Annotated in this window: 24 protein-coding genes and 2 tRNA genes; 16 read left to right on the forward strand and 10 right to left on the reverse strand. The window is 75.1% G+C overall.

The genetic code is table 11. The annotated features are described in order from the left end of the window. The first annotated feature begins 33 nt into the window (after positions 1-33). The 3 genes from AC2TEW_RS04650 (at position 34) to AC2TEW_RS04660 (ending at position 2,776) form a co-directional block, all read left to right on the forward strand. Entirely contained in the window at positions 34-1,827 is a 1,794-nt protein-coding gene (locus AC2TEW_RS04650; protein ID WP_484621993.1) for a WG repeat-containing protein, read from the forward strand. A 210-nt stretch (positions 1,828-2,037) separates the two neighbouring features. Continuing rightward, positions 2,038-2,132, forward strand: a tRNA-Cys gene (locus AC2TEW_RS04655). Between the two features lie 113 nt (positions 2,133-2,245). Further along, complete coding sequence (locus AC2TEW_RS04660; protein ID WP_484621994.1) at positions 2,246-2,776, forward strand: hypothetical protein; 531 nt, start codon at positions 2,246-2,248, stop codon at positions 2,774-2,776. Between the two features lie 90 nt (positions 2,777-2,866). On the opposite strand, the gene merB is transcribed toward AC2TEW_RS04660, so the two are convergent. Then, a complete protein-coding gene (merB, locus tag AC2TEW_RS04665; protein ID WP_484621995.1) occupies positions 2,867-3,637 on the reverse strand; it encodes an organomercurial lyase in 771 nt (256 codons plus the stop codon). Between the two features lie 152 nt (positions 3,638-3,789). Further along, on the reverse strand, positions 3,790-4,959 hold the full coding sequence (locus AC2TEW_RS04670; protein ID WP_484621996.1) for an FAD-dependent oxidoreductase: 1,170 nt from the start codon (positions 4,957-4,959) through the stop codon (positions 3,790-3,792). Positions 4,960-5,104: 145 nt separating this feature from the next. On the opposite strand from AC2TEW_RS04670, the gene AC2TEW_RS04675 reads away from it, so the two are divergent. Next, positions 5,105-5,797 carry a TetR/AcrR family transcriptional regulator gene (locus AC2TEW_RS04675; RefSeq protein WP_484621997.1) on the forward strand — a complete coding sequence of 231 codons (693 nt, stop codon included), beginning with the start codon at positions 5,105-5,107 and terminating at the stop codon, positions 5,795-5,797. Between the two features lie 119 nt (positions 5,798-5,916). After that, positions 5,917-6,011: transfer RNA gene (locus AC2TEW_RS04680), tRNA-Cys, on the forward strand. Positions 6,012-6,062: 51 nt separating this feature from the next. On the opposite strand, the gene AC2TEW_RS04685 is transcribed toward AC2TEW_RS04680, so the two are convergent. Further along, positions 6,063-6,785, reverse strand: a complete 723-nt coding sequence (locus AC2TEW_RS04685) for an SDR family oxidoreductase (protein ID WP_484621998.1) — start codon at positions 6,783-6,785, stop codon at positions 6,063-6,065. Positions 6,786-6,950: 165 nt separating this feature from the next. Between AC2TEW_RS04685 and AC2TEW_RS04690 the strand changes: the two genes are divergently transcribed. Next, on the forward strand, positions 6,951-7,895 hold the full coding sequence (locus AC2TEW_RS04690; RefSeq protein ID WP_484621999.1) for a helix-turn-helix transcriptional regulator: 945 nt from the start codon (positions 6,951-6,953) through the stop codon (positions 7,893-7,895). 55 nt (positions 7,896-7,950) lie between these two features. Further along, a complete protein-coding gene (locus tag AC2TEW_RS04695) occupies positions 7,951-9,864 on the forward strand; it encodes a hypothetical protein (protein ID WP_484622000.1) in 1,914 nt (637 codons plus the stop codon). 427 nt (positions 9,865-10,291) lie between these two features. Here the strand turns inward: AC2TEW_RS04695 and AC2TEW_RS04700 are convergent, their stop codons facing one another. After that, on the reverse strand, positions 10,292-11,323 hold the full coding sequence (locus AC2TEW_RS04700) for an extracellular catalytic domain type 2 short-chain-length polyhydroxyalkanoate depolymerase (protein ID WP_484622001.1): 1,032 nt from the start codon (positions 11,321-11,323) through the stop codon (positions 10,292-10,294). Positions 11,324-11,517: 194 nt separating this feature from the next. On the opposite strand from AC2TEW_RS04700, the gene AC2TEW_RS04705 reads away from it, so the two are divergent. Beyond that, positions 11,518-12,231 carry a TetR/AcrR family transcriptional regulator gene (locus tag AC2TEW_RS04705; protein WP_484622002.1) on the forward strand — a complete coding sequence of 238 codons (714 nt, stop codon included), beginning with the start codon at positions 11,518-11,520 and terminating at the stop codon, positions 12,229-12,231. A 65-nt stretch (positions 12,232-12,296) separates the two neighbouring features. Further along, positions 12,297-13,784, forward strand: a complete 1,488-nt coding sequence (locus AC2TEW_RS04710; protein ID WP_484622003.1) for a carboxylesterase/lipase family protein — start codon at positions 12,297-12,299, stop codon at positions 13,782-13,784. A 32-nt stretch (positions 13,785-13,816) separates the two neighbouring features. Here AC2TEW_RS04710 and AC2TEW_RS04715 read toward each other — a convergent pair whose 3' ends face one another. Beyond that, on the reverse strand, positions 13,817-14,539 hold the full coding sequence (locus AC2TEW_RS04715; protein WP_484622004.1) for a MerR family transcriptional regulator: 723 nt from the start codon (positions 14,537-14,539) through the stop codon (positions 13,817-13,819). A gap of 78 nt (positions 14,540-14,617) precedes the next feature. Here AC2TEW_RS04715 and AC2TEW_RS04720 point away from each other — a divergent pair, with 78 nt between their 5' ends. The 6 genes from AC2TEW_RS04720 (at position 14,618) to AC2TEW_RS04745 (ending at position 19,779) form a co-directional block, all read left to right on the forward strand. Beyond that, the gene (locus tag AC2TEW_RS04720) at positions 14,618-15,802 is read left to right on the forward strand and encodes an erythromycin esterase family protein (protein WP_484622005.1); all 1,185 of its coding nucleotides are present in this window, start codon (positions 14,618-14,620) and stop codon (positions 15,800-15,802) included. Positions 15,803-15,930: 128 nt separating this feature from the next. Continuing rightward, positions 15,931-16,740, forward strand: a complete 810-nt coding sequence (locus AC2TEW_RS04725; RefSeq protein WP_484622006.1) for a hypothetical protein — start codon at positions 15,931-15,933, stop codon at positions 16,738-16,740. A 58-nt stretch (positions 16,741-16,798) separates the two neighbouring features. Next, positions 16,799-17,776, forward strand: a complete 978-nt coding sequence (locus tag AC2TEW_RS04730) for a hypothetical protein (RefSeq protein ID WP_484622007.1) — start codon at positions 16,799-16,801, stop codon at positions 17,774-17,776. 457 nt (positions 17,777-18,233) lie between these two features. Next, the gene (locus tag AC2TEW_RS04735; RefSeq protein WP_484622008.1) at positions 18,234-18,473 is read left to right on the forward strand and encodes a hypothetical protein; all 240 of its coding nucleotides are present in this window, start codon (positions 18,234-18,236) and stop codon (positions 18,471-18,473) included. A gap of 19 nt (positions 18,474-18,492) precedes the next feature. Next, complete coding sequence (locus AC2TEW_RS04740; protein ID WP_484622009.1) at positions 18,493-19,278, forward strand: helix-turn-helix domain-containing protein; 786 nt, start codon at positions 18,493-18,495, stop codon at positions 19,276-19,278. A 78-nt stretch (positions 19,279-19,356) separates the two neighbouring features. After that, a complete protein-coding gene (locus AC2TEW_RS04745; RefSeq protein WP_484622010.1) occupies positions 19,357-19,779 on the forward strand; it encodes a hypothetical protein in 423 nt (140 codons plus the stop codon). 22 nt (positions 19,780-19,801) lie between these two features. Here the strand turns inward: AC2TEW_RS04745 and AC2TEW_RS04750 are convergent, their stop codons facing one another. The 5 genes from AC2TEW_RS04750 to AC2TEW_RS04770 all read right to left on the reverse strand — a co-directional run bounded on the left by AC2TEW_RS04750 (position 19,802) and on the right by AC2TEW_RS04770 (position 25,213). Continuing rightward, positions 19,802-20,527 carry a class I SAM-dependent methyltransferase gene (locus AC2TEW_RS04750; protein ID WP_484622011.1) on the reverse strand — a complete coding sequence of 242 codons (726 nt, stop codon included), beginning with the start codon at positions 20,525-20,527 and terminating at the stop codon, positions 19,802-19,804. An 83-nt stretch (positions 20,528-20,610) separates the two neighbouring features. Then, positions 20,611-22,074: an oxygenase MpaB family protein gene (locus tag AC2TEW_RS04755; protein ID WP_484622012.1), complete on the reverse strand. Its 1,464-nt coding sequence runs from the start codon at positions 22,072-22,074 to the stop codon at positions 20,611-20,613. A 141-nt stretch (positions 22,075-22,215) separates the two neighbouring features. Further along, positions 22,216-22,548, reverse strand: a complete 333-nt coding sequence (locus tag AC2TEW_RS04760) for a hypothetical protein (protein ID WP_484622013.1) — start codon at positions 22,546-22,548, stop codon at positions 22,216-22,218. Positions 22,549-22,655: 107 nt separating this feature from the next. Then, positions 22,656-24,200 carry an FMN-binding glutamate synthase family protein gene (locus AC2TEW_RS04765; RefSeq protein WP_484622014.1) on the reverse strand — a complete coding sequence of 515 codons (1,545 nt, stop codon included), beginning with the start codon at positions 24,198-24,200 and terminating at the stop codon, positions 22,656-22,658. A 281-nt stretch (positions 24,201-24,481) separates the two neighbouring features. After that, the gene (locus tag AC2TEW_RS04770; RefSeq protein WP_484622015.1) at positions 24,482-25,213 is read right to left on the reverse strand and encodes an SDR family oxidoreductase; all 732 of its coding nucleotides are present in this window, start codon (positions 25,211-25,213) and stop codon (positions 24,482-24,484) included. A gap of 95 nt (positions 25,214-25,308) precedes the next feature. Between AC2TEW_RS04770 and AC2TEW_RS04775 the strand changes: the two genes are divergently transcribed. Continuing rightward, positions 25,309-26,154, forward strand: a complete 846-nt coding sequence (locus tag AC2TEW_RS04775) for a LysR family transcriptional regulator (RefSeq protein WP_484622016.1) — start codon at positions 25,309-25,311, stop codon at positions 26,152-26,154. Positions 26,155-26,210: the final 56 nt, after the last annotated feature.

Genomic DNA, 26,210 nt, shown 5'->3' on the forward strand with positions numbered 1-26,210 from the left:
GCCGGCCCGGCCCCGCCCGATGGAGCCGCACCCGTGCCGACCAGCCCCACCGCCACACCGCCGTACGCCGTCCCCTGCCCCGGGCCGGACGGCTCCGCAGAGCGGTACGCCCTCGTCTCCGGCGACGGGCGGCTGGTGCGGGCGCCGGACCTGAGCGCGGTCGGGCCGTTCCACCCGGACGGCCGGGGCGGGTCCGTCGCCCCCGCCGCCGACCCCCACGGCCGCTGGGGCTACCTCGACCAGCACGGCGCCTGGCTGGCCCAACCGGCGCTGCGCCGCACCGAGGGCTTCGACGACAACGGGCTCTCCCGGTTCCAGGCCGACGACGGGCGCTGGGGCTACGCCGGCACCGACGGCACACCCGCCATCCCGGCGACCCTGACGGCGGCCGGGCGGTTCCGGCACGGCCTGGCCACCGCCCGTACCGAGGACGGGGTGGGTCACCTCGACGCCACCGGCGGCTTCGTGATCCGCCCGCAGTTCGCGGCGGCCGGGGCGTTCGCACCGAACGGGCTCGCCGCGGTGCGGATGGCCGACAGCGGGCTCTGCGGCTACCTCGACCGCGCGGGCCGAACGGTGGTCGAGCCGCGCTTCGACGGCGCACTGCCCTTCGGCCCCGACGGCGCCGCGCCCGTCCGGGTCGGCGACCGGTGGGGCTTGATCGACGGGACGGGGGAGTGGATCGTCGAGCCGTCCTTCCCGATGCTCAACGCCTTCGACGCCAACGGCCTCGCATACGTCCTGGGCGGCTCGGTCGGAGACCACTTCCGGGGCTTCCTGAACGCCCGCGGCGAGGTGGTGATCAAGGCCCGGAACCGGCTGTCGCAGACCTTCGGGTGCGGGCTGGTCCGCTTCGCCAAGGGCTACGAGCACGGCTACCTCGACGCCACCGGCACCGAGGTCATCGAGCAGGAGTACGAGTGGGCCGAGGACTTCGGCGCCGCCGGGGCGGCCGTCGCCCATTACCTCCAACCCCTGGACGACGACGACCCCGAGGAGGCCCGGGCCGCGGCCGCCGACCGTCCCTCCGGCCGGGCCTGGGGCGTCCTGCACCCCGACGGACGGTTCATCCCCGTCGACCACCCGGAACCCCTCACCGACGCCGCCGGCTGGATCCTCGGGTTCACCGCGGGCAGCGGCCTCGCCGCCTTCGTCACCCGCGACGGCGGGGTCGCCCACGTCGACCGCGACGGCCAGGACGTCTGCCGGGTCGAGGCCGCCGCGGACGGCGCCACGCTGCGGCTGATGGACCGGTCCGGCACCCTCCTGTGGGAGACCACCGCGGCCGGGGGCACCTTCGAGCGCGTCGAGCCCACGCACTGCCGCGAGGCACCCTCCTACCTGACCTACCCGGGCGCCCCGGACCGTGACCTCACCGACCTTGCGGCCGAACTGCTCGCCGCAGGCCCCCGCCGCTTCGAGCCGTGCTCGCTGATCTTCGGATCCCGGGAGGACCCGTACGAGCCGGCCGACCCCGAGGACGACCCGGACGTGGACGGCTCCTCGTACGGCGCGATGACCGTGGTCGCGGAGGTGTTCCTCGAGGCGGAGCACCAGCACGACTTCTCCTTCCTCCAGGACTGGACGGTGGAGCGGTTCGGCGAGCTCGAGTCCGACGCGGTCGAGCGCCTCACCGCGCGCTACGGCGAGCCGCTGCCCGGCGTCGAGATCCACCTGGCCACCGGCGACGGCGAATCGTCCACGGTCTGGCAGGTCGGCGAGCGGCAACTCGTCCTGCAGTCCTACTTCCTGGTCGGCGACGGGGACGTGGAGATCCAGCTCTGGCTCGCCGCCGTCGCGCCGAACGACGCGGACCCGCTGCCGTAGCCACAGGCACCGGATCCTCGCGGACCTCGTCGGTGACTTCTACGGCGGCGACCCTCGACGCCGGGGCGTCCGGTCCCTGAAGCGGGTCGGTTGCGGGTCGCGTGGGCTGCGGGCTGCGGGTCAGTGACAGGTCAGTGGCACGTCACCGGCGGGTCAGGCCGGTGAGGCATGCTGAGGGTGCGTCAGGGAGCGGGCAAGGCTCCCCGACCGGGAGAGGTGCCCGGAGCGGTTCATCGGGTGCCTGGCCGGCAACGGCCGAGCAGGGTCCGCGAGGGCCCGCGCAGGTTCGAATCCTGCCCTCTCCGCAGCGTGCACGGCCCCTGACCCGCTCCGCAGTTGCCGGGCCCGGCCGGCGGGGGCGGGCCCCGGCCGGTGTTCGGACCTTCCCGTTGTCGTACCGGTGCGGCAGGATCGGCACATGACGGAACAACAGATCGATGGAGACTCGTCGGCCCGGGCCGCCGCCACCTACCTCGCCGGGCTCGGCGAGCGGCTGCGGGGTGACGGATGCGTGGTGACCTCGACCACCTGGGGCGACCGCCAGGTGGTGATAGGCAGCCGGTCGGACCGCAAGATCCAATGGTTCGGCACCAAGGTCGAGCTGTTCGTCCTGGCCGCCGCCGTGCCCGCGGTCGACCAGGCCGTGCTGGCCGAGTACACGGGCTGGGCGATGGACTACACCAAGCACCTGCGCAGTGGTCTGCCCGGCGCCCGTAACGCGGCGATGATCCTCCCCGCCCTGGTCAGCGGCAGTGTCCAGCGGTCCGCGACGGACTGGGCCGCCAAGGACGCCCGGATCCTGGGAACGACCCTGGTCGGCCGTCCCGTCACGGTGCAGACGGCGGCCACCGGTGCCGGCCGGGTGACTATGTACCGGGGCCGGGTCGCGTGGGGCGGGATGTTCACGGGCCACGTCCTGGAGAAGGCGTCGCTGTACTTCCCCGGATAGGCCCGCGCCGGGGGACTCACGCTGAGTGGCCTCCACCGAGGGCCGCTCCCGCCCCCGGCGGGACGGCCGCCACCAGCCCCGTGCCCCGCCCTACGGGACGCGGCCGGTTCCGGTGCCGGTGCCGGTGGCGGTTCCGGTGCCGGTGGCGCTCCCTTCGTCCGGGAGGCCCCAGAACGATCCGTGCAGGCCGACCCGCGCGAAGTAGTCGCCTGCCGCGGCGGGGTCGCGGCGGGTGTAGCCCGCGTCCATGCGGCCGGTGTACCAGTCGGCGGCGAAATGCCACAGCGTCTCCAGGTCCATCACGTAGCCGCGCTCCTGGCCGGTGCGCCGCAGCCAGGCGTCGACGCAGTCGGTGGAGCAGAACAGGCGCTGGTTGCCGCAGGTGCGGACCACGTCGTCCCAGACCCGGCTCATGGGGACGAGGAAGTGCGCCACCTGGTCGCCGGGCGGTGGCGCCTGACGGCCGACCACCCAGGCGTGCGGGGTGTCGCAGGCCGGACAGCGGGTGGCGACCAGGACGTCGGGCTCGTCCCGCAGGAGGTGGGGCAGGGCGAACGAGTCCCAGGCGCAGCCGCCCCACCACAGCGTCCGGGCCCCCATGACGGAGAAGCCGAGCGGTACGGACGCGAACGGGTGGGCCATCACGATCCGGTCGCCGTCCTGCGGGTCCAGGACCACGTCACGGCTGCCGTTCAGTGCGTGGAGCTCCCGGCGGACCCCGTCCGGGGTGAGGGAGGTCAGCGCGGCGAGTTCCGGCACGCCCGGGGCACAGCCGGTCCGGGCGAAGCCGTGGTAGACCGCGAGGCGTACCCGTTCCGTCGCGGGCAGCGGGGCCGGGGCCTCCGGGCGGGTTCCGGTCATCCTGTCGCTCCTCTGTCGACGGGGGCGGCCGCCGTCCGGTCCGCCCGTACCAGCATCGACCACGACTGCGCCGGGCGGCACCCCAACACCCGCCCGGTGAACGGTGAACCGGGAACGGTGGACCGCGGACCGCGGACCGTCGACCGGGCGGCTCAGGGCCGGGTGTCGCCGTTGCCGCCGTTGTCGCCCTTGCCGTCGTCGCCGAGGTCCGGTGCGTCGGCGGACAGCAGGTGCTCGGCGCCGCCCTCGAGGAGCCGGGCCATCTCGGTGGAACGCGGGAGCATGGTCGCCTCGTAGCTGCGAACGGCATCGGCGAGGGTGGCGGATCCGGCTATGGCGAGGGCGAGTTCGGCCGCGTCGAGCATGGCGAGGTTGACGCCGACGCCGAGCGGGGGCATGAGGTGGGCGGCGTCGCCGAGCAGGGTCACCGTCGGGGTGTGCGCCCAGGTGTGCGGGACGGGAAGGGCGAGGATCGGGCGGTCGACGTACGGGCCGTCGTTGTCGGTGATCAGCCGGCGCAGCCGGGGCGACCAGTGGGCGTACTCGTCGAGGAGCAGGGTGCGGATGCCGGCGGTGTCGTCGGCGCTCAGGCCGCTGCGGCGGATCCAGTCGGCCGGGGCGCGCCGGATGAGGTAGGCGCGGATGTGGTCGCCGCTGTTGCGCTGGGCGAACAGGCCGCGGTCGCCGTCGCCCGCGGCGGCGCTGCCCGGGCCGACCAGCTCGGCGATCTCGGGGTGCAGCTTCTCGACGTCGGAGAACCAGGCCTCCAGGAAGCTCACCCCGGTGTACTCCGGAACGGCGGGGGAGACGGCCCGGCGGACCCGGGACCAGGCGCCGTCCGCGCCGATGACCAGGTCGGTCCCGACGGTCGTGCCGTCGGCGAAGTGCAGCTGCCGCGGCCCGTCGGCGGGCCCGCCGACGGCGGTGAGGGTGTGTCCCCACCGGACCGTTCCCGGCCGGAGGGAGCCGAGCAGCAGGTCGCGCAGCTGCCCGCGGTCGATCTCCGGCTTGAACAGCTCGCCGTCCTGCGGGACGTGGTGCGAGGTGACCGTGCCGGCCGGGTCCAGCCGGCGCATCTCCTGCCCTTCGGGGCGCGCCAGCTCGAAGAACCGGTCGAGCAGGCCGGCCTCCCGCAGGGCGAGCTGGCCGTTGTCGGCGTGCAGGTCGAGGGTGCCGCCCTGGTTGCGGGCGCCGGGGCCCGGGTCGCGGTCGTACACGGTGACCGCGATGCCGCGCTGCTGGAGGATCCGGGCGCAGGTCAGGCCGCCGGGGCCGGCGCCGATGATGCTGATCCTGGCCCGGGCGGGTGCGAGGTGGTTCATGGTCGTCCTTCCGTGGGTGCCCGGTCACGGCCGGCGGACGGGTGCCGCCGGCTCGCCGGGCACTGCCCACGTTATTGAAGCGGTTGCAAATGTGCAATCGTTCAAAGTTTGGCGCGGTCCCAAAGAGCCGGATAGGGTGACGACCATGGCAGAGACGACCGACCGCACGGCAGCCGGCGACCGGGCAGGAGCGGGCGACCCCGCGGGAACGGGCGGGCGGCGGGAACGCAAGAAGGCCGCGACCCGCCGGGCCATCGCTGAGACGGCACTGCGGCTGTTCCTGGAACGCGGCTACGAGCAGGTCGGCGTCCGCGAGATCGCCGAAGGCGCCGACGTGTCCGTGTCGACCCTGTTCAACTACTTCCCCGCCGGCAAGGAGGCCCTGGTCTTCGACGAGGACGCCCGCAACGAGGCCGCCCTCGTCGGTGCCGTCACCGACCGCCCCGCGGGCCGGACCATCCCCCAGGCCCTGCGCGCCCACCTCACCGCCTTCGTCGACTCGGCGCACACCAGGGACCCCCGCTTCGCCGACTTCCAGCGGCTCGTCAACGAGACCCCGGCCCTGCGCGAGCACTCCCGCACGATGTGGCTGCGCCACGAACACGCCCTGGCGGTCGCCCTCGCCGAGCAGACCGGCCGGCCGCACGACGACGTCATCTGCGCCGCCTACGCCCGGTTCACCCTCGAAACCCTCGCGTTCGCCCGCACCTGCCCCGACCCCGCCGCCGCCGTCGACCAGGTCTGCCTCCTGCTCGACCAGGGCTGGACGGCCACCGTCACCCCCGGCGACGACCCTCGCCCCGGCGCACCCGCCGCGGACCGACCCCTCTACGGGTAGGGGGCGGCGCCTGTACCGGTCCGGCTCGGTGCGGTGCGGTCCGGTGCGGTGTCAGCGTGCGGTCAGGCCGGTGGGGCATGCTGAGGGCACGTCAGGGAGCGGACACGGCTCCCCGACCGGGAGAGGTGCCCGGAGCGGTTCATCGGGTGCCTGGCCGGCAACGGCCGAGCAGGGTCCCCCGGGGCCCGCGCAGGTTCGAATCCTGCCCTCTCCGCCCCTGCCCTCTCCGCTCCTCCCCGCCCGGCGGGTGCGGTGCGCCGCGAGGTCAGGACTCCTGGCCGGTGGCGGCGAGGACGATCTCCCGGATGGTGACGTTCGGCGGCTGCCGGTACGCGTAGGCGATGGCCTCGGCGACCGCCTGCGGATCCAGCGCGCCGCCCGCGGACTTCTTCCACGTCTCGTAGTCGCCCCTGATCCGCGCGTCGGTGGTGTGGGACAGCAGCTCGGTCTCCACCGCGCCGGGGGCGATGGTGACCACCCGTACCCCGGCCGAGGCGACCTCCTCGCGCAGGTTCTCCGACATCGCGTGGACGGCGAACTTGGTGCCCACGTACGCGGTGTGGTTCGGATAGGTCTTGCGGCCCGCGACGGAGCTGACGTTGATGATGGTCCCGGCGCCGCGGGCGACCATGCCGGGCAGCACGGCGCGGATCCCGTACAGCACGCCCTTGATGTTCAGGTCGACCATCCGGTCCCACTCCTCGGCCTCCTGGTCCGCGATCCGGCCCAGCAGCATCGCCCCGGCGTTGTTCACGATCGCGTCCGCCGGCCCGAACCGCTCCTCGGCCTCGCGCACCGCCGCCAGCAGCGCGTCCCGGTCGGTGACGTCGACCCGGCGGCACAGGGTCTCGGGCAGGCCGAGCTGCTCCAGCCGCTCCAGCCGCCGCGCGAGCAGCAGCAACGGGTGCCCCTCGGCGGACAGGAGCCGGGCGGTGGCCGCGCCGATGCCGGAGCTGGCACCGGTGATGACGATCAGTGGCTTGGACAAGGCGCTTCCCTCTTCGGTTCAGGTACGGACGGAGTGCTTGCCCTCCAGGAGACCACCGACGCTGCCCCGCCGCGTACCGGCAGCGGGGGACAGGCCGTACCGGGGGTGCGGCAGACCCCCCGTAACCGGCGCCGCCATCCGCCGGACAGGCCCTAGCCTGGACGGATGAGCACGTCAGCCGGGCGCGAGCCCAACCTCGAGCTGCGCGACTTCCTGCGCACCCGCCGAGCCCGGATCGGCCCCCAGGACGCCGGCCTGGGCCAGGACACCCGGCGGCGCCGGGTGCCGGGCCTGCGCCGCGAGGAGGTTGCCCGGCTGGCCGGCATCAGCACCGACTACTACGTCCGGCTGGAACGCGGGCGCAACCCGAACGCCTCCGCGCAGGTCCTGGACGCCGTGGCCCGCGTGCTGCGGTTGGACGCGGCGGAACGCGCCCACCTCTTCGACCTGGCCCGCCCCCGGCCGGGCGGCCCGGCCAGGCGTCGGACGGTCGCGCCGCAGCGAGTGCGGCCCGGACTTCTGCGGCTGCTCGACTCCCTGACCGACACCCCCGCCATGATCATGGGGCACAGGCTGGACGTGCTCGCCGCCAACACCCTCGCCAAGGCCCTCTACATCGACTTCGACGCGCTGCCGCACCGCGACCGCAACCTCGCCCGGTTCATCTTCCTCGCCCCCGCCGCCCGCGACCTGCTCGCCGACTGGGAGACCGCGGCCCGCGGAGCGGTGGCGGCTCTGCGCCTGTACGCCGGACGACGCCCCGACGACCCCCGGCTGACCGAGCTGGTCGGTGAACTCTCGGTCCACGACGAGGACTTCCGCCGCTGGTGGGCGGACCACGACGTCCTCGAGTACACCCACGGCACCAAGCGCTACCACCATCCGCTGGTCGGAGAACTCGTCCTGGACTACGAATCCCTCACCCTGCCCGACGACCCTGACCAGGCCCTCTACCTCTACACCGCCGAACCGGCCGGCCCCTCCGCCCAGGCCCTTCGCCTGCTGGGCAGCTGGTCCGCGCCCCACACCACGGACCGGGCAACGGACCGGGCAACGGACCGGGCGACGGACCGGGCGACGGACCGGGGCGCCACCCGGGACGGGACCTGAGGGGTTCCGCCCCCCCGCGTGGATCATCGCAGGTGGCGGCTGCCATCATCGCCGGATGCACACGGCACCACCCCCGCTCCCCGACGCCCCCGCACTGACCACCGCCGCCGCCGCGACCTGGCGCGCGGGCCGGGTGTGGCAGTGGCTCGACTCCCGCTGGGCGGCTCTCCTGCCGGTCACGGTCGGGGTTGTCGCGGCGGTGAGCGACACGGCCGTCTCCTGCCCGACACCCGCCTCCTGCTCCGCGCTGTGGTGGCAGGGGGCCGTGGCCGCCCAGCTGCTGATCGCCGAGGCCGTCCTCCTCCTGGGAAAGGTCCGTCGTCGCGCCGCTCTCGTGGCGGTCGTCGGCGCCCTGCTGTGGCTGCTCCTCGGCGGTCAGCTCAGCCAGACGTTCCGTCTCACCGCACTCGTCGCGCACCTTCTCGTGGCCGCCGTGCTGTTCCGGGCCGAGGCCGGTCGGCGCCGGGCCAGGCGGCAGCTGGACGCGCTGATGGGCCCGGCCGTGGCCTATCCGTGGACGGCGGCCGGGTCCGGGTATCCGGGTGGGCCCCGCCGGCCGCGGGTGCGCGGCGTCCTGGCGGGGCTGCTGGTCGCCGCAAGCGCGGTCCTCGTCGTGCTCGGCATGATCGACCGGAGCGAGGCCCAGGAGCGGATCGCCGCGGCCGCCAGGGTCGAGGGCACCGTCCTGGAAGCGGACTCGCTCGGCGCCGAGGTGGCCTTCCGGCGGCCCGGAGGAGGCACCGACGAGAAGGTGTCGCTGGCCATCACCTGGGACTACACCCCGAGAGCCGGCGACCGGCTGCCCCTGCTCGCCGACGGCCGCGGCTTCGTCGCGATCGACGGGGACACGCCCGACATCAGCGGCTGGTTGGCGGGTGCGACACTCGTCGGTACCGTGGGCGCCCTGCTGGCGGCCTCCGCCGCCGGGTCGGTCCGCCGGTACCGGGCCTTCGCCGGCGCGGCCGGACCGGCGATGCGGGTGCTGGTGCAATCCGACCGCGCCGGCGACCTCCAGGTCCGTCCCGCCGACGGCGACCTCGCCGCACCGGCCCTGTGGCGGCTGCGTGAGCGCGCCGTCCTCCGGTGGCGTACGTCCGAGGCGGACGCCCCGGCGTGGGTGGCGGAGCGACGGGCAGGTGGAGACTGCAACGCGCCGGGTGGCACCCGGGGCCCCGGCCGTCCGGAGGCGGCCGAAGCCCTCGACCGGGCCGACCGAGGCGTGCCCGCCCTGCTCTACCACGGCCCGGGCGGCCGGTCCGCGCAACTCCTGGTCTTCCGGCCTCCGGGGCCCGACGCCGACTGGTTCGCCGTGGTGGCCGACGAACGGCCCGCCGCGCCGAGGTTCCGTCGCCGCGACCGCTTCCGTGAGGATCAGCTCGCCGTCGAGGCCATCGCCGCGAAGTCGCTCGCCGAGGCGCCCGACGGTCCTGCGGAACGCGCCCGCCGGATCGAGATGCCCGCCCTCCTGCGCTGCACCGCCGGTCCGCTGCTCGCCCTGTTCCTGGCCGCGTGCGTGTACTACCTCGGTGGCGACTTCGGCTACAAGGGCCTGTTCTCGGCGCTCTTCACCGGCATCGGCGCGTTCGTCACCCTGGCCGGCGCCTGCACCTGGCAGATCGACCTGGACCGGGACGGGCTGACCGTCGCGGCCACCGTGCGGGCGTACCGCCACCCGTGGGCCGAGGTCGACGTGGCGGCCGTCCACCGAGGGAGGCTGATGATCCAGCTCAGGGAGGGCGGGGAGGTCGGCCTGGGGACCTGGCCGGTGCGCCTGCTCGGGAAGCGGTTCGGCGGCCCGGATGCTCCGGGTGCCGTCGCCGGGACGATCACTCTGCTCGCCAACCGCCCGGAGCGCCGCCCGGAGGAGATGTCGGCCGGCCCGCGGATCGGCCGCCCGCACCTGCTGATCAACCGGATCGCGCTCGGCTCGTACCTGCTCTTCGTCCTCGCGCGTTTCCTCACGCTCTGACCGGCGGACGCGGCGGCCGGGTGCCTACCCGGGGGTGGTGATGCCGGCGAGGAGGCGCCGCCCGGGGAAGGGGATCCAGGCCCACCGGACGAGCGGCGGCATCCGCCGCGGACGGTCCTGTCCGACGGCGCCGAAGCCGGTGGGGCCATCGCCGTGCACCCCGGTGACGTCGACGCCGTGCCGGGCGCGTAAGGGCGGGAGCCGTTGCCCCGCGGTGTCCGGACCGCCGCCGCCGGGGCCGTCGAGATCTTTCGGCCCTGTTGCTGCTCCGACGACGCGGCTCCCCGCGGCCTGATCGGCCTCATCGGCCTCATCGGCCTGTTCGGCCTGGCCGCCAGGTGGTCGGGTGGCCTGTTCGCCGGACGGCCGGGTGGCCGGGCGGCCGTGACCCGTGGCAGGCACGGCCGCGCGCGGAGCCGGCGGCGGGTCAGGCGCCGAGGGCGTGGACCATGGCGGTGATGGCGCGGAGCTGGGGGGCGTCCTGCACGGCGAAGTCCTGGCCGGTGTAGCCGAACCAGTCCCAGCAGCCCTGCGGGTTGACGGGGATCAGGGCGGAGACGGCCTGCGGGTAGAGAACGACGAGGTTGTTGGTGTCGGCGTAGGTGTCGAGGTTGCCGCGGCGGGGGAACAGGTCGCCGAGCAGGTACTGCCCGGAGAGGCAGCCGTGCAGCGCGACGACCAGCTTGCACGGCTGTCCGGCGGCGCAGGCGGGCGGCGTGTAGAGCAGGCCGGTGGAGTCCATGCTCAGGCGGGGAGCCGAGCCGCCGGGGGTGTAGCGGTTCTGGTCGAAGTGGGTGAGGGTGCCGGCGGGCGCGGCGAAGTTGGGCGGGTTGACGCGGCCGAGCCAGTGGGTGAGCATCTCGCGCTGCGGGTCGTCGCCGCAGTCGTTGACGAACGGGGGCAGGGTCAGGCCGCACGGCACCACGCCCTGCGGGCTGACCCAGGAGTGCCCGGCCCAGTCCGAGTCGTGGTACACGACATTCGCGCCGAAGTCCCGGTAGAACGCGACGCCGCTGTCGGAGACCAGCGGGTTGACCACCGGGTCCAGCCGGCCGTGGTAGACGTACACCGGTTTGCCGACGAGGTTGCCGACCGGATCGATGCGGCCCTGGCCGGCCCACTCGACGGTCTGCTGTTCGAGTTCCGGCAGGCCGTGGCCGACCAGGCAGACGGCGGCGTCGACGACATTGCCCCGCCCGCAGTCGTACGGGCCGGCGGCGACGATGCCGGCGCCGTCGAAGGTGCCGGAGTAGGCCACCTGGAGCTGGGTGGCCAGGAAGCCGCCGGAGGACACGCCCGTCACGTAGGCGCCGGTCAGGTTGAGGTGCGGCAGGCCCGGCGCGGCCTCGGCGGCCCGGACGGGCGCCGCGGGGCCGAGCGCGGCGAGCGCGGTTGCGGCGGCAACGGCGGCCGCCCGGCGAAGGGTTCGGGACAGTCGGGGCGGGACGCGGAACACCATGGAGCACTCCCTCGGGTGGGTGGGATGAGGTGTGTGGTGCGGTCCGGGCGCGGAGCGGCACACGCTTGTTCCGGCCAATCGATCGATTGGTGACTGCGCGGCTGTGGAGTACGATCCGACCTCGGCGCTACGCTGTCAACCAATCGATCGGTAGGAACTTTCGGCGGCGGCGCCGCGGACCCGAGGAGGACCACGTGGAGCACCCCGGCTGGCAGCCGCGCCGGCCCGCGGCCGTCGGACCCGACCTGCCCGCCGGCGTGACCCCGCCCGGCACCCGGGGACGCATCCTCGAGGAGGCGCTCGGGCTGTTCGCCGAGGCCGGGTTCGCCGGCACCTCCATCCGGCAGATCGCAGCCGCCGTCGGCATCAACTCGGCCACCCTGTACGCGCACTACCCCTCCAAGGAGCACGTGCTGGCCCACCTCGTGCAGCTCGGGCACGAGGAACTCCACGCCCGGCTCGCCGAAGCCGTCGCGGGCACCCGCACTGCCGGCCCCGCCACCCGGGTGGTGGCCCTGGTGCACGCCCACGCCGACGTCCACGCCCGCTTCCCGCTGCTGGCGATCGTGACCGACGGCGAGATCCACTCCCTGTCACCCGAACTCGCCGCACCCGCCCTCGAACTCCGGCACACCTGCTGGCAGTTCCTGCTCGACACGATCGAACAGGGCATCGCCGAAGGCGTCTTCCACGTGCCCGAACCGCTGCTCGCCGCCACCGCCATCAGCGCCATGGGCGTGCGCGTGGCCCACTGGGCCGGACCCGACCAGCCCTACACCCCCGAGCGGATCGCCGAGGCCCACGGCGAGTTCGCCCTGCGCATCCTCGGCGCCCCCGCCACCACCTCGGCCCCCTCCACCCCTTCGGCCCCCTCCGCCACGGCTGCCACGGCCGCCACCGCCGGCTGACCGCCCAGGCGACCTCCGGGGCCTGCGACCCCCGGCCGCCGCCCCCGCGACAAGGAGACCCATCCGTGCAACCGGTCGTCCGCACCCCCCACGGCCTGCTCCGCGGCACCCGCACCGCCGACGGCGTCGCCGCCTTCCGCAACATCCCGTACGCCGCCCCTCCGGTCGGCCCGCTGCGCCTGCGGCCGCCGCAGCCGCCCGCCCGCTGGGACGGCGAACGCGACGCCACCGCACCGGGACCGACCGCGCCCCAGGCGCCGTACGCCCCGCCGCTGGACGTCCTGCTGCCCGAGATCACCGTCCCCGGCGAGGACTGCCTCAACCTCAACGTCTGGACCCCGGACACCGCGGCCCGCCTGCCGGTGATGGTCTGGCTGCACGGCGGCGCCTTCACCAACGGCGCGGGCTCACTGCCGATGTACGACGGCAGTGCGTTCGCCCGGGACGGTGTCGTACTGGTCACCCTCAACTACCGGCTGGGCGCCGAAGGCTTCCTCGACCTGCCCGGTGCCACCCCCAACCGCGGCCTGCTCGACCAGATCGCCGCCCTCACCTGGGTCCGCGACACCATCGCCGCGTTCGGCGGCGACCCCGCCAACGTCACGGTGTTCGGGCAGTCCGCCGGCGCGATGAGCATCGCCACGCTGCTCGCCGTACCCCGGGCCCGAGGACTGTTCCACCGCGCGATCCTGCAGAGCGGCGCCGCCCACCACACCCACGGCCGGGACACCGCGGCTCTGATCCGCGACCGGCTGGCCGAACTCCTCGGTACCGCACCGGAACCTGCCGCCATCGCCGCCCTGCCCGCCGCCGCCCTGGTCGAGGCGCAGCAGCGGCTGCGCGCGGCCGTCACCGCCGACCCCGACCCCGCACGGTGGGGCGAGGCCGCCCTGAACCTGCTGCCGTTCGAACCCGTGGTGGACGGCGACATCCTGCCGCTGGCACCGATCGACGCCGTCCGCGCCGGGGCGGCGGCCGGGATCGACCTGATGGCCGGGACCACCAGCGAGGAGTTCCGCCTCTACCTCGCCCCCACCGGGCTGCTCGACGCCGTCCCCGAGGCCGCCCTGCCGCACCTGACGGCCCGCTACGGCCTCCCACCCGGCGCCCTGGCCCCCTACCGGGCCGGCCGTCCGGACGCCTCGCCGGGGGAACTGCTCGCCGCCGTCGCCACCGACTGGTTCTACCGCATCCCCGCGATCCGCCTGGCCGAGGCACACGCCCGGCACCGCCCGGCCGCCACCTACCTGTACGAATTCGCCTGGCGCTCACCGGCGTTCGACGGCCGGCTCGGCGCGTGCCACGCCGTCGACGTGCCGTTCACCTTCGGCGTCCAGGACGATCCCACACTCGCGCCCATGCTCGGCGACCGCCCGCCCCGGCAGCTCGCGGACGCGGTACGCCGCGCCTGGACGTCCTTCGCCACCACCGGCGACCCCGGCTGGCCCCCGTACACCCCGCACGGGCGGGCCACCCAGGTCTTCGACACCGACCCCCTGCTGGTCACCGACCCGCGCCCGGCCGAGCGCTCCGTCTGGGACAGCCGCCGCTGACCCCGGCGAGCGGCCGGAAGCCGCGCCGCGGACTACCCGGTGGGCGTCGCCGCGGCGTCCGGCGGCAGGTTCAGGTAGGCGTCGAGGGCGGCCGCGGCGGTCAGCATCGCGAGGCCGCGGGACCGCAGCCGGCCGCGCCACTCCTCGAGTGCGGCCTGCAGCGGCTCCGGGCCGCCCGCCGTCCTGACCTCCGCCAGGACCCGGGCGATCCGCTCCAACCCGTGCCCGCCGCGCCGCAGTTGGTGGGCCAGCAGGGCATCCCGTACCTCGGCGGCGCCGTAGACGCGGTACCCCGTGCGGGCATCACGCCGGGGTACCACCAGCCCGGCCCGCTCCCAGGTGCGCAGGGTCGCCGGCCGGAGGCCGAGCCGGTGCGCCAGCGGTCCGATGAAGGTCACCCCCGTCGGCGCGGGCTCCGGAGTCCGCTGCGGCGCCAGGCCCCGCAGCGCGTCGTCGACGTCCTGCAGCGTGCTCCGGTCGCCGGCCAGCCGGACGTGGCTCTCGTCGATCAACCGCAGCGCCTCGTCGACCGCACCGCCGTTCACCGCCCGCATCACCGCCGCCGCGGCCGGGTGGCCGTGCGCGGGCACCAGCGCCAGGAACGCGCGCAGCGCCGCCGCATGGCGCGGGGAGTAGCGGCGGTAGCCGTGCGGCGAACGCCCGGCCGGCGGCAGGATCCCCTCCTCCTCGTAGTTGCGCACCGCCTGGGTGGACAGGCCGTGCTCACGCGCCAGATCGACGGGCCGTAGCCACATGGTTGAGACTTTCCCCTCTCGGCGGGCCGAAAATGCCGGAAAAGTCTACACCGAACCTTCAACGATACGGTTGAAGCCATGACGGCCTCGATCCGGGACGCCGCCCGCCCCTTCGGCGGCGCCTCCCTCACCGCGCTCCTGCCCCCGGCCACCCGCCTGCTCGGCCTCGGCGAGCCCACCCACGGCGTGGAAGCCTTCCCCGAACTGCGCAACGAGCTCTTCCGCCACCTCGTCGAACACGAGGGATACCGCTCGATCACCCTCGAGAGCGACTGCCTGGCGGCCCAGGTCGCCGACGCGTACGTGGCCGGCGGCCCCGGCAGCCTCGACGACGCCCTGGACCGCGGCTTCAGCCACGGCTTCGGCGCCTCGCCCGCCAACCGGGAGCTGCTGCGCTGGATGCGCGCCCACAACGAGCGGCACCCGCACCGGGAGCGCCTGCGCTTCTACGGCTTCGACGGCCCGCTGGAGATCAGCGGCGCCGCGAGCCCCGGCCCGGCCCTGACGGCGCTGCACGACTACCTCACCCCGCACCTGGACCTGCCCTGCGACCGGCAGACCCTGGAGGACCTGCTCGGCCCCGACGGACGCTGGACCGACCCCGGTGCCATGACGGACCCGGCCCGGTCGGTCGGCCGCACCCCCGAGGCCGGACAACTGCGCCTGCTCACCGACGACCTGGGCGCCCTGCTCACCGCGTACGCCCCGCACCTGACGGACGCCACCTCGCCCGGCGCGCTCTGGCACGCCCGGCTGTACGCCCGCACCGCCGCCGGACTGCTGCGCTACCACGCCGCCCTGGCCGACCCGGCGCCCACCCGCTTCGGCCCGCTGATGCGGCTGCGCGACGCGATGATGGCCGACAACCTCACCGCGATCGTCCGCCGCGAGAGCGGGCGCGGCCCCACCTTGGCGTTCGGTCACAACAGCCACCTGCAGCGGGACCTGAGCCACGTGCGGTTCGGCGGCCACCTGCTCGACTGGTGGAGCGCGGGCGCCATCGCCGCCACCGCGCTCGGTGACGGGTACGCGTTCGCCGCCACGACCTTCGGCACCCGCGGCACCGACGTCCCGGGGCCGGGCACCTTCGAGGCCGTGCTCTCGGCCCTGCCCCACCCGCGCGCGGTCCTCGACCCCACCCGGCTGCTCACGGCCCTGGACCCGAAGCCCCAGCGCCGCATCCCAGCCGATCACACCTACGCCTCCCTCGACCCGGACACCGTCGGCCGGGCCGACGCCGTCGTCTTCCTCCGGGACGTCTGAGCGGCGCGGCACCCCGACGACGGACCGCTCGCCGGCCGACCGCGCCCCATGATCGAAAACCACGGGCGTCCGACCGACCGGCGACGGTAGGCTCCGCGCGCAGTCACCCCCACCGACCAGGAGAGACCGTGCGGAGAACCGTCGCAGCCCGGGCCGCGGTGCCCTTGATCGCGGCCGTCGCCCTGTCGGGCTGCGCCTCGGCGCGGCCACCGGAGCCCTACGCGGTCGCCGGGTCCCCCTCGGCCGCGGTGTCGTCCTCGATCGGGACGTCCCCCTCGGCCGGGACGTCCCCCTCGGCCGCCGCCCCGCCCGCACAGCCCGCCCCGGTGGCGCTCGGCCCGCTGGCGGACGACCAGCTGGGGTCGGCCCGGCTCGGCGTCGTCGAACTGCCCGGCGGGGCCGTCGTCGAGCCCTCGCCCGTGCCGCAGCCCTGGGCCGGGCTCGAGGAGGCGGCCGCCGCCTCACCCGGGTGCGCACCGGTGGTCGCGGCACTGACCGAGGAACCGCGCGCCCGGGCCAGGGCCACGTACGTGATCGGCAACAACACGTTCGGCAACCGGACCACCGTCGATCTCGGCGCGTTCGCCCCCGGGGAGGTCCCGGCGCGGTTCGACGCCCTGGCGGCGGCGGTCCACGACGGCTGCCGGGAACTCAAGGTGCCGACCGGGGCCGGGAACCGCACCATCCGGGTCCGGGAGGTCGCGTTCGAGGACCCGGGCGTACCGGCGGTCGCCTTCGCACTGGACAGCCCGACCGGGGCCGTCGCCTCCGCCGGGGGCTTCAGCACCGTCGTCCTGTACGCCGCCGTCGGCGACAACCGGATCCTCTTCGAGATCGGCGACGACACCGCCAGGTCGCCCGCGCTGCGGCCGGACCTCGTACGGGCACAGCTCCGCAAGGTCACCGCGCAGCCGTCCAGGCCCGCCACCGCCGGGTGAGCGGCCGGCCGGGTACCGGTGCGAGGTCCGCGAGCCGGCACCCCTAGGATCCGGGGCCATGACGAGACGCGGCCTGATCCTGGCCCTTGCGATACCCCTGTCCACGCTGACCGGCGCCGGCGTGGCGCACGCGGACGTCTGCACGACGATGGCGTCCGGGACCTACCGGATCGACGGGGTGTACGGCGCGGTCCCCAAGGTCCGCACGGGCGGCTCCCGTCAGACCGACAACACCCTGCACCTCGACGCCCCCGACCAGAGCGCCACGGCCTTCGAGGTGATGGTCATCCCCACCCGGCAGCAGGGCGGCTACACCCCGGGGCCGCCGCCGTCGGTGCAGCTGAGCGTGGACGGCGGCCCCGCGCACCGCTTCTCGTTCACCTGGAAGCCCGCCCTGCAGTCCGGCAACCTCGGCACCTGGAACTCCAACCGCGTCGAGTTCGGCGGTCTGACCCGCGGTGACCACGTGCTGCACGAGACCCTCTCGATGCCTGTCGGCAGCCCGGACGGGGTGTACGAACTCGGCGCGTACCTCTACCCGGAGGGGCCCTGTTCGATGGTGACGGGCACCAAGATGGGCGGCGTGAGCTTCGAGTTCACCGGCGGCGGCCCCGCCCAGGCCCCGACCCCGGCACCCGGCGGCGCCACGACCCGCAAGCCGGACCCGCGGCCGACGCCGACCCGGACACCCGTACCGCGGACCACCCCGACCGGCACCCCGGTGCCGCAACCGCCCGCCGACCCGCCGTCGCCCCTCCCGTCCGAGACACCGCCGTCCCCGACACCCGAGGCGCCGTCACCGAGCGCGAGTGCCATCCCGAATGCGACCCCGAGCATGGCACCCACGACCACGGACCGGCCGGCCACCGTGCCCCTGGCCGCCACGCCGGCCGCCCACGGAAGTCCCGTACTGCCGTGGGCGCTGGGCACGTCGGCGGTGCTCGCCGCCGCGACCGCGGGCGGGGTACTGGCGCTGCGCCGGCGCCGCGCGACGCAAGGGGCGCCGACCGCTCCGACGGCGGCCGACGGCGGCTGACCCGGCGGACGGGAGCCCGGCACCGGAATGCAGAGAGACCGCTCGAGCCTCGCGGCCGGGCGGTCTCTGCTGTCCGGGCGGGCCCATGCGCCAACACGGCCCGCTCCGGGTGTTCCCGAATTCGTTGGAGTGAACAGCGCCCCGGGTGCCCGACCGTGAGGTCTGGACGACGCTGCTGCAATCGTCACACCCAGGCATGGCGGGGACAAGGGGATGCTGCGCGAATGCGCATCAATTTTCAGTTTCGGCCGCCCGGCCTGCGGTTGTGTCGCACCGCTGTTCCGACATTCCCATCACCGGCCCGGACGGCGGCGCACCAATCCGCACTGCGTTCACCGAACCGATTGGGAATCACCCGTACGCCTGACAGAGTGTTACCCCGAACGGATGCTCCGATGACGCCAACCATCGAAGTTCCGACCTGTTGGAGTGGACAGTGCTACAGGAGGTCTCCTCGATGACGAGGAAGCGCAACAAGCCCGCCCCCGTACCCCCCGCCCGCTGTGCCGCCGCCGGTGCCCACGGGCCGCGCCCGGTCCCGTCCTGGCTGCCCGGACGCGCCGAGGCGATCGTGATCGTCGTCGTCATCGCGCTCGCCGCCGCCCTGGTCGCGGCCGGGATGTCGGCCGGCGCGGCGCTCGAACTGGCCGGTGGCAGCTGGCTGGTGGGAGTCCGGCTGCGGCGGGAGCGGGCCTGAGCGAAGACGCCGAACCGCGATGGGACGCAGAGAGAACCCGGTCGCGGCGAGCGAGCCGGCCCTGGGCCGCCTGGCCTGCTGGCTGCGCGAGCAACGCGACCGGGCCGAGCTGACCTACCGTCAGCTCGCCGACCGGACCAACTTCCACCACACCACCCTGCAGCGGGCCGCCAGCGGCCGCTCCCTGCCGAGCTGGGAGGTCACCGAGGCCATCGCCCGCGAGTGCGGCGCCGACCTCAAGGCGGCCCGCCGGAAATGGACCCAGGCCAACTACTGGGCCCACGTCCCGCGCCCGTCCGGCGGGCAGCGCCGCCGCGCACCACGGCGCCTCAACCCGGAACACGTCGACTCCTTCGCCGACCTGCGCCGGGCCATGCACGAGATGCGCCGCAAAGCGGACTGGCCCTCCCTGGAGGAACTGGACCGCCGGGCCCGCGCCCGGGGGAGCCGCCTGCCCTCCAGCACCCTCGCCCTGGTCCTCAAGGGCGAAGCACCCCTCCACAAGGCCCTGCTGACCACCTACATGGAGGCCTGCAGGGTCAAGGAGGGCCGCCGCGCCCAGTGGGCGGCCGCCTGGGAACGGACCAACAACGCCCGGACCCCGGTACCGATGACCGCCAAGACCTACCAGCGCGAATTCGCCCGCGCGATGCAGACCTCCACCGGCAGCATCCCGACAGAGACCCTGTTCAGGCTGTGGGTGGCGCTCAAACAGAGCGCGAGCGCCGACAAGGCCGACACCGCGCACCTCCAGGCCCCGGCGGGCCGCGACGGCACCGGCGAGAGCACGGCGCTCGCCCGGTGACCGGGCCCCGCGGACAGGGCCCGCACGCCCTGTCCGCGGGACCGTCCACCCCACCCACCGGCTACCCCGGGAACACCCATGCCCACACCGCCCACGAGCCGAACGGCCCCCGGCCCCGCACCCCACCTCGACCTGTGGGCCCTGCACGACCTCCACCGCGACAACTACCGGCGCTATGCCGCCCTGCTGCTCACCCCCGACGACGCCGGCGGTGTCGTCCGCGACGCCTTCCGCGAACTCGCCGGGCACTGGCACGACGTCCTGGCCGCCGCCAGCCCGGCCGCCTGCGCCTGGCAGACCCTGCGACGCCGGGTCTGCACCCTGGCCGGCCCCCGCCCGCTGCGCCCGGTCGCCCACCTCACCGCACCCCAGCAGGACGTCCTGCTGCTCCACCTGGTCCTCGGCCTGCCGCCGGCCGCGGTCGCCGCCCTGACCGGCACCGAGCCCGCGGCCGTCCACGCCCGGCTGCGCTCCCTGGGCGCGGCCCGGCCCCGCGGCTGACCCGCCGGGGCCCGGCCCGGCCTCAGCGGCCGACCGCGCGGGCCACCACCACGATGTTCTCGCCGGTGGCGGTCAGCGGGCCCCGCGCCCAGTCCCCGTACCAGCTGTCGACGGTGAAGCCCGCCCCGGCGAGGAACGCCGCGATCCCGTCGGCGTCCAGGAACCGCAGGCGGGCCCGGTCGGTGCGCAGCGGCTCGCCCTCGCGGGTCGCCGTGGTCTCGGTGAGGGTGACCACGCCGTCGGCGACGGACTCGACCCGGTGGATCAGCCGCAGCGCACGGCCCGCGCGGTCGACGAGGTCGAACGGGTCGGACGGGCTCCAGGTCTCCCAGGCCCGCGCCCCGGGGTTGCGGGTGCCGAACACGAACCGGCCGCCGACCGCCAGGGCCGCGCGGATCGCCGCCAGGGACGTCCGCACCTCCTCGTCGGTGACCAGGACCTGGAAGGCGTTGCCGGTCATGACGGCGAGTGCGAAGTCCGCGGTCCCGGGCGCGTCGGCGGCCCTGCCCTCGATCCAGTCGATGTCGCCCCGGCGGCGGGCCCGGCCCAGGGCCGCGGCGTCCGGGTCCAGACCGCACAGCCGGCCGGTGTGACCGGTCTCGCGCGCACGGTGCAGCAGCCTGCCGGTACCGCAGCCGACGTCCAGCACGGACGGGGCGTCGAGCACGAAGGACAGGTAGAAGTCGTCGTCGGGGCCCCAGCGGTTGAGGCGGTCGTACAGCTCGGCGGCATCGGCGTCGGAGTACACCGCGGCAGTATGCCCCCGGCACCGCGGCCACGGCCACGGATTTGCGGCGCCGGGCGGGGCCGGCCCCGCCCGGCGTCCGGGCGTCAGGGGCGGCCGAGGAGGGCGGTGCCGGCGACGGTGTCGGTCCGGGCGGTGAAGAAGTCGGTGAAGGCGGTGACGAACTCCTCCTCGCTGATCCTGCCGTCCCCGTCGGCGTCCAACTGGCGGAATCCGTCGTTGAGTTCGGCCGGGTGCACGCGCGGGCCGCCGAACAGGACACGGTACTCGTCGGCGCACAGGTGACCGCTGCCGTCGGTGTCGGCGGCCCGGAACAGCGCGCGCATCGCCGGGACGAGCCCGCGCTCGAGGTGGTCGAGGTGGTCGAGGTGGGCGGGGTGGTCGGGGTCGCGGTCGGCACCGGCGAGCATCGCGGACACGAACTCGGCGCAGTCCACGGCGCCGTCCCCGTCGGCGTCCATGGCCGCGCACAGCCGCTGCCACCAGGTCTCGAACGCGGCGTACAGCACGTCCTCGCGCTCCGCGGGGACCTCGAGCTGCCAGCAGACGTTGTGGACCATGGCCTGGAGGTCGGCCCGGTCGACCCGCCCGTCCCCGGTCTGGTCCAGCACCTGGTGGAAGAAGGTCTCCAGGCGGGCCCGCCGGGTGTCGGCGGCGCGCGGCCCGCGGGACGGGCGGGCCGGACGGGACGGCGCGCGCCGGGGGACCGGCCGTCCCGCGGCGGTCGCGCCGTCGCCGTCGGCCGAGGGGCGGTGGCGGTGCCGCAGGTGCTCGGGCAGGCGGGCCATGAGGTGCCGGACGCCGTGGTGGACCGCCCACGACAGTGCGGCGCCGGAGCGGGTGCGGCCGGGACCGAACCGGTCGTGCCAGGCCGGCGGCAGGTCGGCCAGGGTGAGGGTGCTCAGCAGCCGCGCCGCCGCCACCCGCAGCAGCGGCCAGGCCGGGCGGAGCCGGCCGAGCCGGCGGGGGGCCGGCGCCTCGCGGAGCACCTCGAACAGCAGGTGGCGGACCACGTCGCCGTACTCCAGGACCTCGCGGACGTTGCGGCGCACGTACCCGGGCACCTCGGCGGCGGTCGCCGGGAGCACCTCGCCGGGGATCTCCAGCGCCTCGCAGACCTCCCTGAACTCGGCGTAGAGCGCGTCGAGTTCGGCGGGCCGAAGGCGCTGCCCGGACAGCTCGTGCATGGCCGTGACGGCCTCGTACAGGGTCACCATCACCCACGCGCGGACCGCGGGGTCCTCGGCGGTGTACGGGCGCCCGGCGTCATCGGTGCCGTGGATCCGGCGGTGGGTGCGGGCGAGCCGCGCCACCTCGAGCCGGCGTTCCTCGGGCCCGGCGGAGAACAGCCGCGCGCCGCTGTCCACGGTGTGCTGGATGCGCCGCCACGGGTGCGCCCGGTAGGTCGAGTAGCGGCCCATGCCGGCCGCGACCGCGGGATGGGCCGCCTGCAGGACGATCAACCGCCAGGCCACCAGGCCGATCCGCCATTCGCCGAGGCTCTGGCGCAGCGGGCTGCGGGTGCTTCCGGGCACGGGCGCGGACGTCATGGGGGCTCCAGGAGGGTGGGGTCGGCCGACACCACGTACAACTGGGCCCGGGGCCGGACGGCACCGTGGATCACTCCTGCGTGCAGCTTCCCGAACACGCGGGCGCACCGGGCGGCCGGGACGTCCCGCCGCGGGGGCGTGTCACCTCCTGGGGCGGCTGCCGGTCAGCGCGTCCGAGCAGCCGGTGTACCACCCCTGAGGCAAGGACTCCCCGGCCAGGTCCGAGCAGGCCCGCGCCACCGCCATGGCGTCCTCGGCGGTGTTCCTGACCTGCATCCCGGACTGCTTGCCCGCCCGGTAGCCCGCGCGGTAGGAGGTGGTCCCGATGTCGCCGCCGTCCGTCCCCAACAGCGCGACGAGCAGCACCAGCGCGCCGCCGAGGACGGCGGCGGCGGTCCACCAGGCGACCAGCCCGGACCGGGGCCCCCGGTGCCGGCCGCCCGGTCCGTGCTGGACGGCTGTCTGCGGTGTCACGGTGTCCCCCCTACTGTCGGCTGTACCGGGAGAGATGACTACCGATCAGTAGGGATCGGTTCCCGCGGGCGGCGACGGCCCGGGGCGGGGCCGTCGCCGCCGGAGCGTCAGCGGGCCGGCCTGCCGGCGGCGTCCGGTGCGGCGGTGAGCAGCGCGGTGATCCCGTCGGCGAGGTGCGGGCCGAGCCGGCCCCAGCCGTCCTTGTAGCCGTAGACGCCGGCCAGGGTACGGGCCTCGTAGTCGCCGTTCATGATCTCGATGTCGTCGGGCGTGATGAGGGACGGGTGCGCGACGCCGAGGGCACCGGAGACCTTGATCAGCTCCTTGCGCAGGGCCCGCAGGTAGACGGCCGCCCGGGTGGACTTGGACGTCGGGTCGACGCCGCGGGCCAGCCACGGGTTCTGGGTCGCGATGCCGGTGGGGCACTTGTCGGTGTGGCACTTCTGCGCCTGGATGCACCCGATGGACAGCATCGCCTCACGCGCCACGTTGACCATGTCCGCGCCCAGCGCGAAGGCGACCGCGGCGTTCTCCGGCAGGCCGAGCTTGCCGGAGCCGATGAAGGTCAGCTCGTCGGTCAGCCCCAGCTCGGCGAAGGTGCCGTAGACCCGGGAGAAGCCCATCCGGAACGGCAGCGACACCGAGTCGGTGAAGATCAGCGGCGCCGCCCCGGTGCCGCCCTCGCCGCCGTCGACGGTCACGAAGTCGACACCGCGGTCGCCGCGCGCCATCTGGGTGGCCAGCTCCTGCCAGAAGCCCATCTCGCCGACCGCGCTCTTGATCCCGACCGGCACACCGGTCTCGGTGGCGATCAGTTCGACGAAGTCCAGCATCGAGTCGACGTCGCCGAACGCGGAGTGCCGCGAGGGGGAGGCGCAGTCCTTGCCCACCGGGATGCCGCGGATCGCGGCGATCTCCGGGGTCACCTTCGCGCCCGGCAGCATCCCGCCCAGCCCCGGCTTGGCGCCCTGGGAGAGCTTGATCTCGATCGCCTTGACCGGGGCGCCGGCGACCACCTCCTTGAGCTTGTCGAGGTTGAAGCTGCCGTCCTCGTTGCGGCAGCCGAAGTACGCCGTCCCGAGCTGGAGGACCAGGTCGCCGCCGTTGCGGTGGTACGGCGACAGACCGCCCTCGCCCGTGTTGTGCATCGTGCCGGCGAGCGCCGCGCCCTTGTTGAGCGCGGTGATGGCCGCGCCGGAGAGCGACCCGAAGCTCATCGCCGAGATGTTCACCACGCTCGCCGGCCGGAAGGCCTTGGCGCGCCCGCGCGGCCCGCCCAGCACCTTGGCCGACGGCAGGGGCGCCTGCGGGTCGTGGGCGTCGGGCAGCGCGCCGGCGAAGGTGCGCTGCTTCAGGTAGGCGTGGCCCTGCACGTGCTCGACGTCGACGTCGGTGCCGAACCCGAAGTAGCTGTTCTCCTCCTTCGCCGACGCGTAGATCCAGGTGCGCTGGTCACGGCTGAACGGGCGCTCCTCGTCGTTGGAGGTGACGATGTACTGCCGCAGCTCCGGCCCGATCGTCTCCAGCAGGTACCGGGCGTGCCCGACCACGGGGAAGTTGCGGAGCAGCGCGTGCCTCTTCTGGAGGAGGTCGCGGGCGGCCAGGAGCGCCACCGCTGTAGCGGCGGCCGCACCGATCTTCCGGGCGTGCATGAACGTTCCTCCTCGAGGCACGACTCGATCACCGTGCGGTGGAGCCGTTGTGTCGTGTGGGGCACCCGCCCGGCGGGCGCCCGGCCTGGTGGGCCTCGGCGTCCGTCGGGGAATGCGGAACGATAGTAGGAGCCCGCCCGTCCGGGCCCGCGGCCAGGGGGCCCGCCGAGGGACGGCCCGCCGGTGCGGGACCGGCCGCCGGCCCACCCCTCGGCCCACACCTCGGCCCGCCCCTCGGCGCGTCAGCACCGCCCGTCACCGCACCGCGTCACCGGCCCGCGTCACCAGGGCACTTCGCCGGCGTCGTCGAAGAACCCGCCGGTCGGGCCGTCGTCGGGCAGGGTCGCGAGCCGGATGGCGATCGCCGCGCCCTGCTCGGGGGTGCGCACGCCGCGGAAGCCGTTCAGGTCGGTCGCGACATAGCCGGGGCAGGCGAGGTTGATCAGGATGCCGGTGCCGCGCAGCTCCCGGGCGTACTGGAGGGTGACGGCGTTCAGGAAGCTCTTCGACGGCGCGTACGCCACGGCCACCGGGCCCGCCGTCCGCTCGGCATCCGGCCCGGACTGCCGGGTGAGCGAGCCGACGCTGCTGGACATGTTGACGATCCGGGGCGACCGCGAGCGGCGCAGCAGCGGCAGCATCGCGTTGGTGACGCGGACGACGCCGATCACGTTGGTCTCCAGCACCGTCCGCAGCACGGCGGGGTCCACCCGGGAGGGCTCCTGCGGCGCGCCGCCGGCGACGGCGGCGTTGTTGACGAGCACGTCCAGCCGGCCGGCCCGGTCCTCGACCAGCCGGGCCGCGGCGGCGACGCCCGCCTCGTCGGTCACGTCCAGCGGCACGCCGAACGCGTCGACGCCGGCCGCGCGCAGCCGCTCCACCGCGGCCGTCCGGCGCCCGTCGTCGCGGGCGCCGACGCCCACGCTCCACCCGAGGGCGCCCAGGCCCGCGGCGATCTCGTACCCGATGCCCTTGTTCGCGCCGGTGACCAGCGCAATCGTTCGTTCGCTCATGGGAACCATGCTGGCCCGGCCCCCGGCCGGGGGTCCAAGACCGATCGGGTGGGCATCGATACCCCCCGGGTATGGATCCGCGGTAGCGTGGCCGGATGGAGACCCGGGAACTGCGCTACTTCGTCGCCGTCGCCGAAGAACTGCACTTCGGGCGGGCCGCGCAGCGGCTCGGGATCGCCCAGCCGCCGCTGTCCCGCGCCGTCCAGATGCTCGAACGCCGGCTCGGGGCACCGCTGTTGGACCGGACCAGCCGTACCGTCACGCTCACCGAGGCCGGCGCCGTCCTGCTGGCCGAGGGCCGGGCCGCGCTCGACGCCGTCGCCGCCGCCGAACGCCGGACCCGCCGCGCCGCCGCCACGACCGGTCGGCCCGGACTGGTCCTGGTCACCAAGGCCGGCGCGTCCAGCGAACTGCTGGCGAAACTGCTCGCCGCGTACGCCGCCGAACCCGGCGCCGTCCCGGTCGAGGTCATCCTGTCCGGCCCCGCCGAGCAGGCCCGCCTCCTGCGCGAGGGCCGGGCCGATGTGGCCCTGCTGCACCGGCCGTTCGACCCGACCGAGGGGTTCGACACCGAGGAACTCGGCACCGAGGGCCAGATCGCCGTCCTGCCGGCCGGACACCCGCTCACCACCCGCGCCGAGGTCCGGCTGGCCGACCTCGCGGCGCTGCCGGGCCTGCCGCTGCCCCGCTGGCCCAACCCCGACGGCAGCTACCCGCCCGGCCCGGGCCCGCAGGTCCGCGACCACGCGCAACTGCTGCAACTGGTCGCGCTCGGCCGCGCCTGCGCCGTCTCACCGGAGTCCTGCCGCGCCCACCTGAACGACGGCCTCGCCGCCGTCCCCGTCCCCGACGCCCCACCGGTCACCACCGTCATCGCCTGGCCGTCGCACAGCCGCTCGCGCGCCGTCGCCGACCTCGTCCGCACCGCCACCCGGCTGTAGCGGGCCGCCCGGACCGTGGCCGGGCGCGTGCCCGACCCGGCGGTCGCGCGCCCGGC

Source organism: Kitasatospora sp. NEAU-CNBT7 (assembly GCF_057220535.1).

Coding starts and splice junctions, on each gene's coding strand:
- AC2TEW_RS04740 (WP_484622009.1), top strand. CDS start 18,493: ATGGGACGCAGAGAGAACCCGGTCGCGGCGAGCGAGCCGGCCCTGGGC.
- AC2TEW_RS04730 (WP_484622007.1), top strand. CDS start 16,799: ATGACGAGACGCGGCCTGATCCTGGCCCTTGCGATACCCCTGTCCACG.
- AC2TEW_RS04700 (WP_484622001.1), bottom strand. CDS start 11,323: ATGGTGTTCCGCGTCCCGCCCCGACTGTCCCGAACCCTTCGCCGGGCG.
- AC2TEW_RS04735 (WP_484622008.1), top strand. CDS start 18,234: ATGACGAGGAAGCGCAACAAGCCCGCCCCCGTACCCCCCGCCCGCTGT.
- AC2TEW_RS04775 (WP_484622016.1), top strand. CDS start 25,309: ATGGAGACCCGGGAACTGCGCTACTTCGTCGCCGTCGCCGAAGAACTG.
- AC2TEW_RS04765 (WP_484622014.1), bottom strand. CDS start 24,200: ATGCACGCCCGGAAGATCGGTGCGGCCGCCGCTACAGCGGTGGCGCTC.
- AC2TEW_RS04770 (WP_484622015.1), bottom strand. CDS start 25,213: ATGAGCGAACGAACGATTGCGCTGGTCACCGGCGCGAACAAGGGCATC.
- AC2TEW_RS04690 (WP_484621999.1), top strand. CDS start 6,951: ATGAGCACGTCAGCCGGGCGCGAGCCCAACCTCGAGCTGCGCGACTTC.
- AC2TEW_RS04670 (WP_484621996.1), bottom strand. CDS start 4,959: ATGAACCACCTCGCACCCGCCCGGGCCAGGATCAGCATCATCGGCGCC.
- merB (WP_484621995.1), bottom strand. CDS start 3,637: ATGACCGGAACCCGCCCGGAGGCCCCGGCCCCGCTGCCCGCGACGGAA.
- AC2TEW_RS04675 (WP_484621997.1), top strand. CDS start 5,105: ATGGCAGAGACGACCGACCGCACGGCAGCCGGCGACCGGGCAGGAGCG.
- AC2TEW_RS04715 (WP_484622004.1), bottom strand. CDS start 14,539: ATGTGGCTACGGCCCGTCGATCTGGCGCGTGAGCACGGCCTGTCCACC.
- AC2TEW_RS04745 (WP_484622010.1), top strand. CDS start 19,357: ATGCCCACACCGCCCACGAGCCGAACGGCCCCCGGCCCCGCACCCCAC.
- AC2TEW_RS04695 (WP_484622000.1), top strand. CDS start 7,951: ATGCACACGGCACCACCCCCGCTCCCCGACGCCCCCGCACTGACCACC.
- AC2TEW_RS04660 (WP_484621994.1), top strand. CDS start 2,246: ATGACGGAACAACAGATCGATGGAGACTCGTCGGCCCGGGCCGCCGCC.
- AC2TEW_RS04720 (WP_484622005.1), top strand. CDS start 14,618: ATGACGGCCTCGATCCGGGACGCCGCCCGCCCCTTCGGCGGCGCCTCC.
- AC2TEW_RS04755 (WP_484622012.1), bottom strand. CDS start 22,074: ATGACGTCCGCGCCCGTGCCCGGAAGCACCCGCAGCCCGCTGCGCCAG.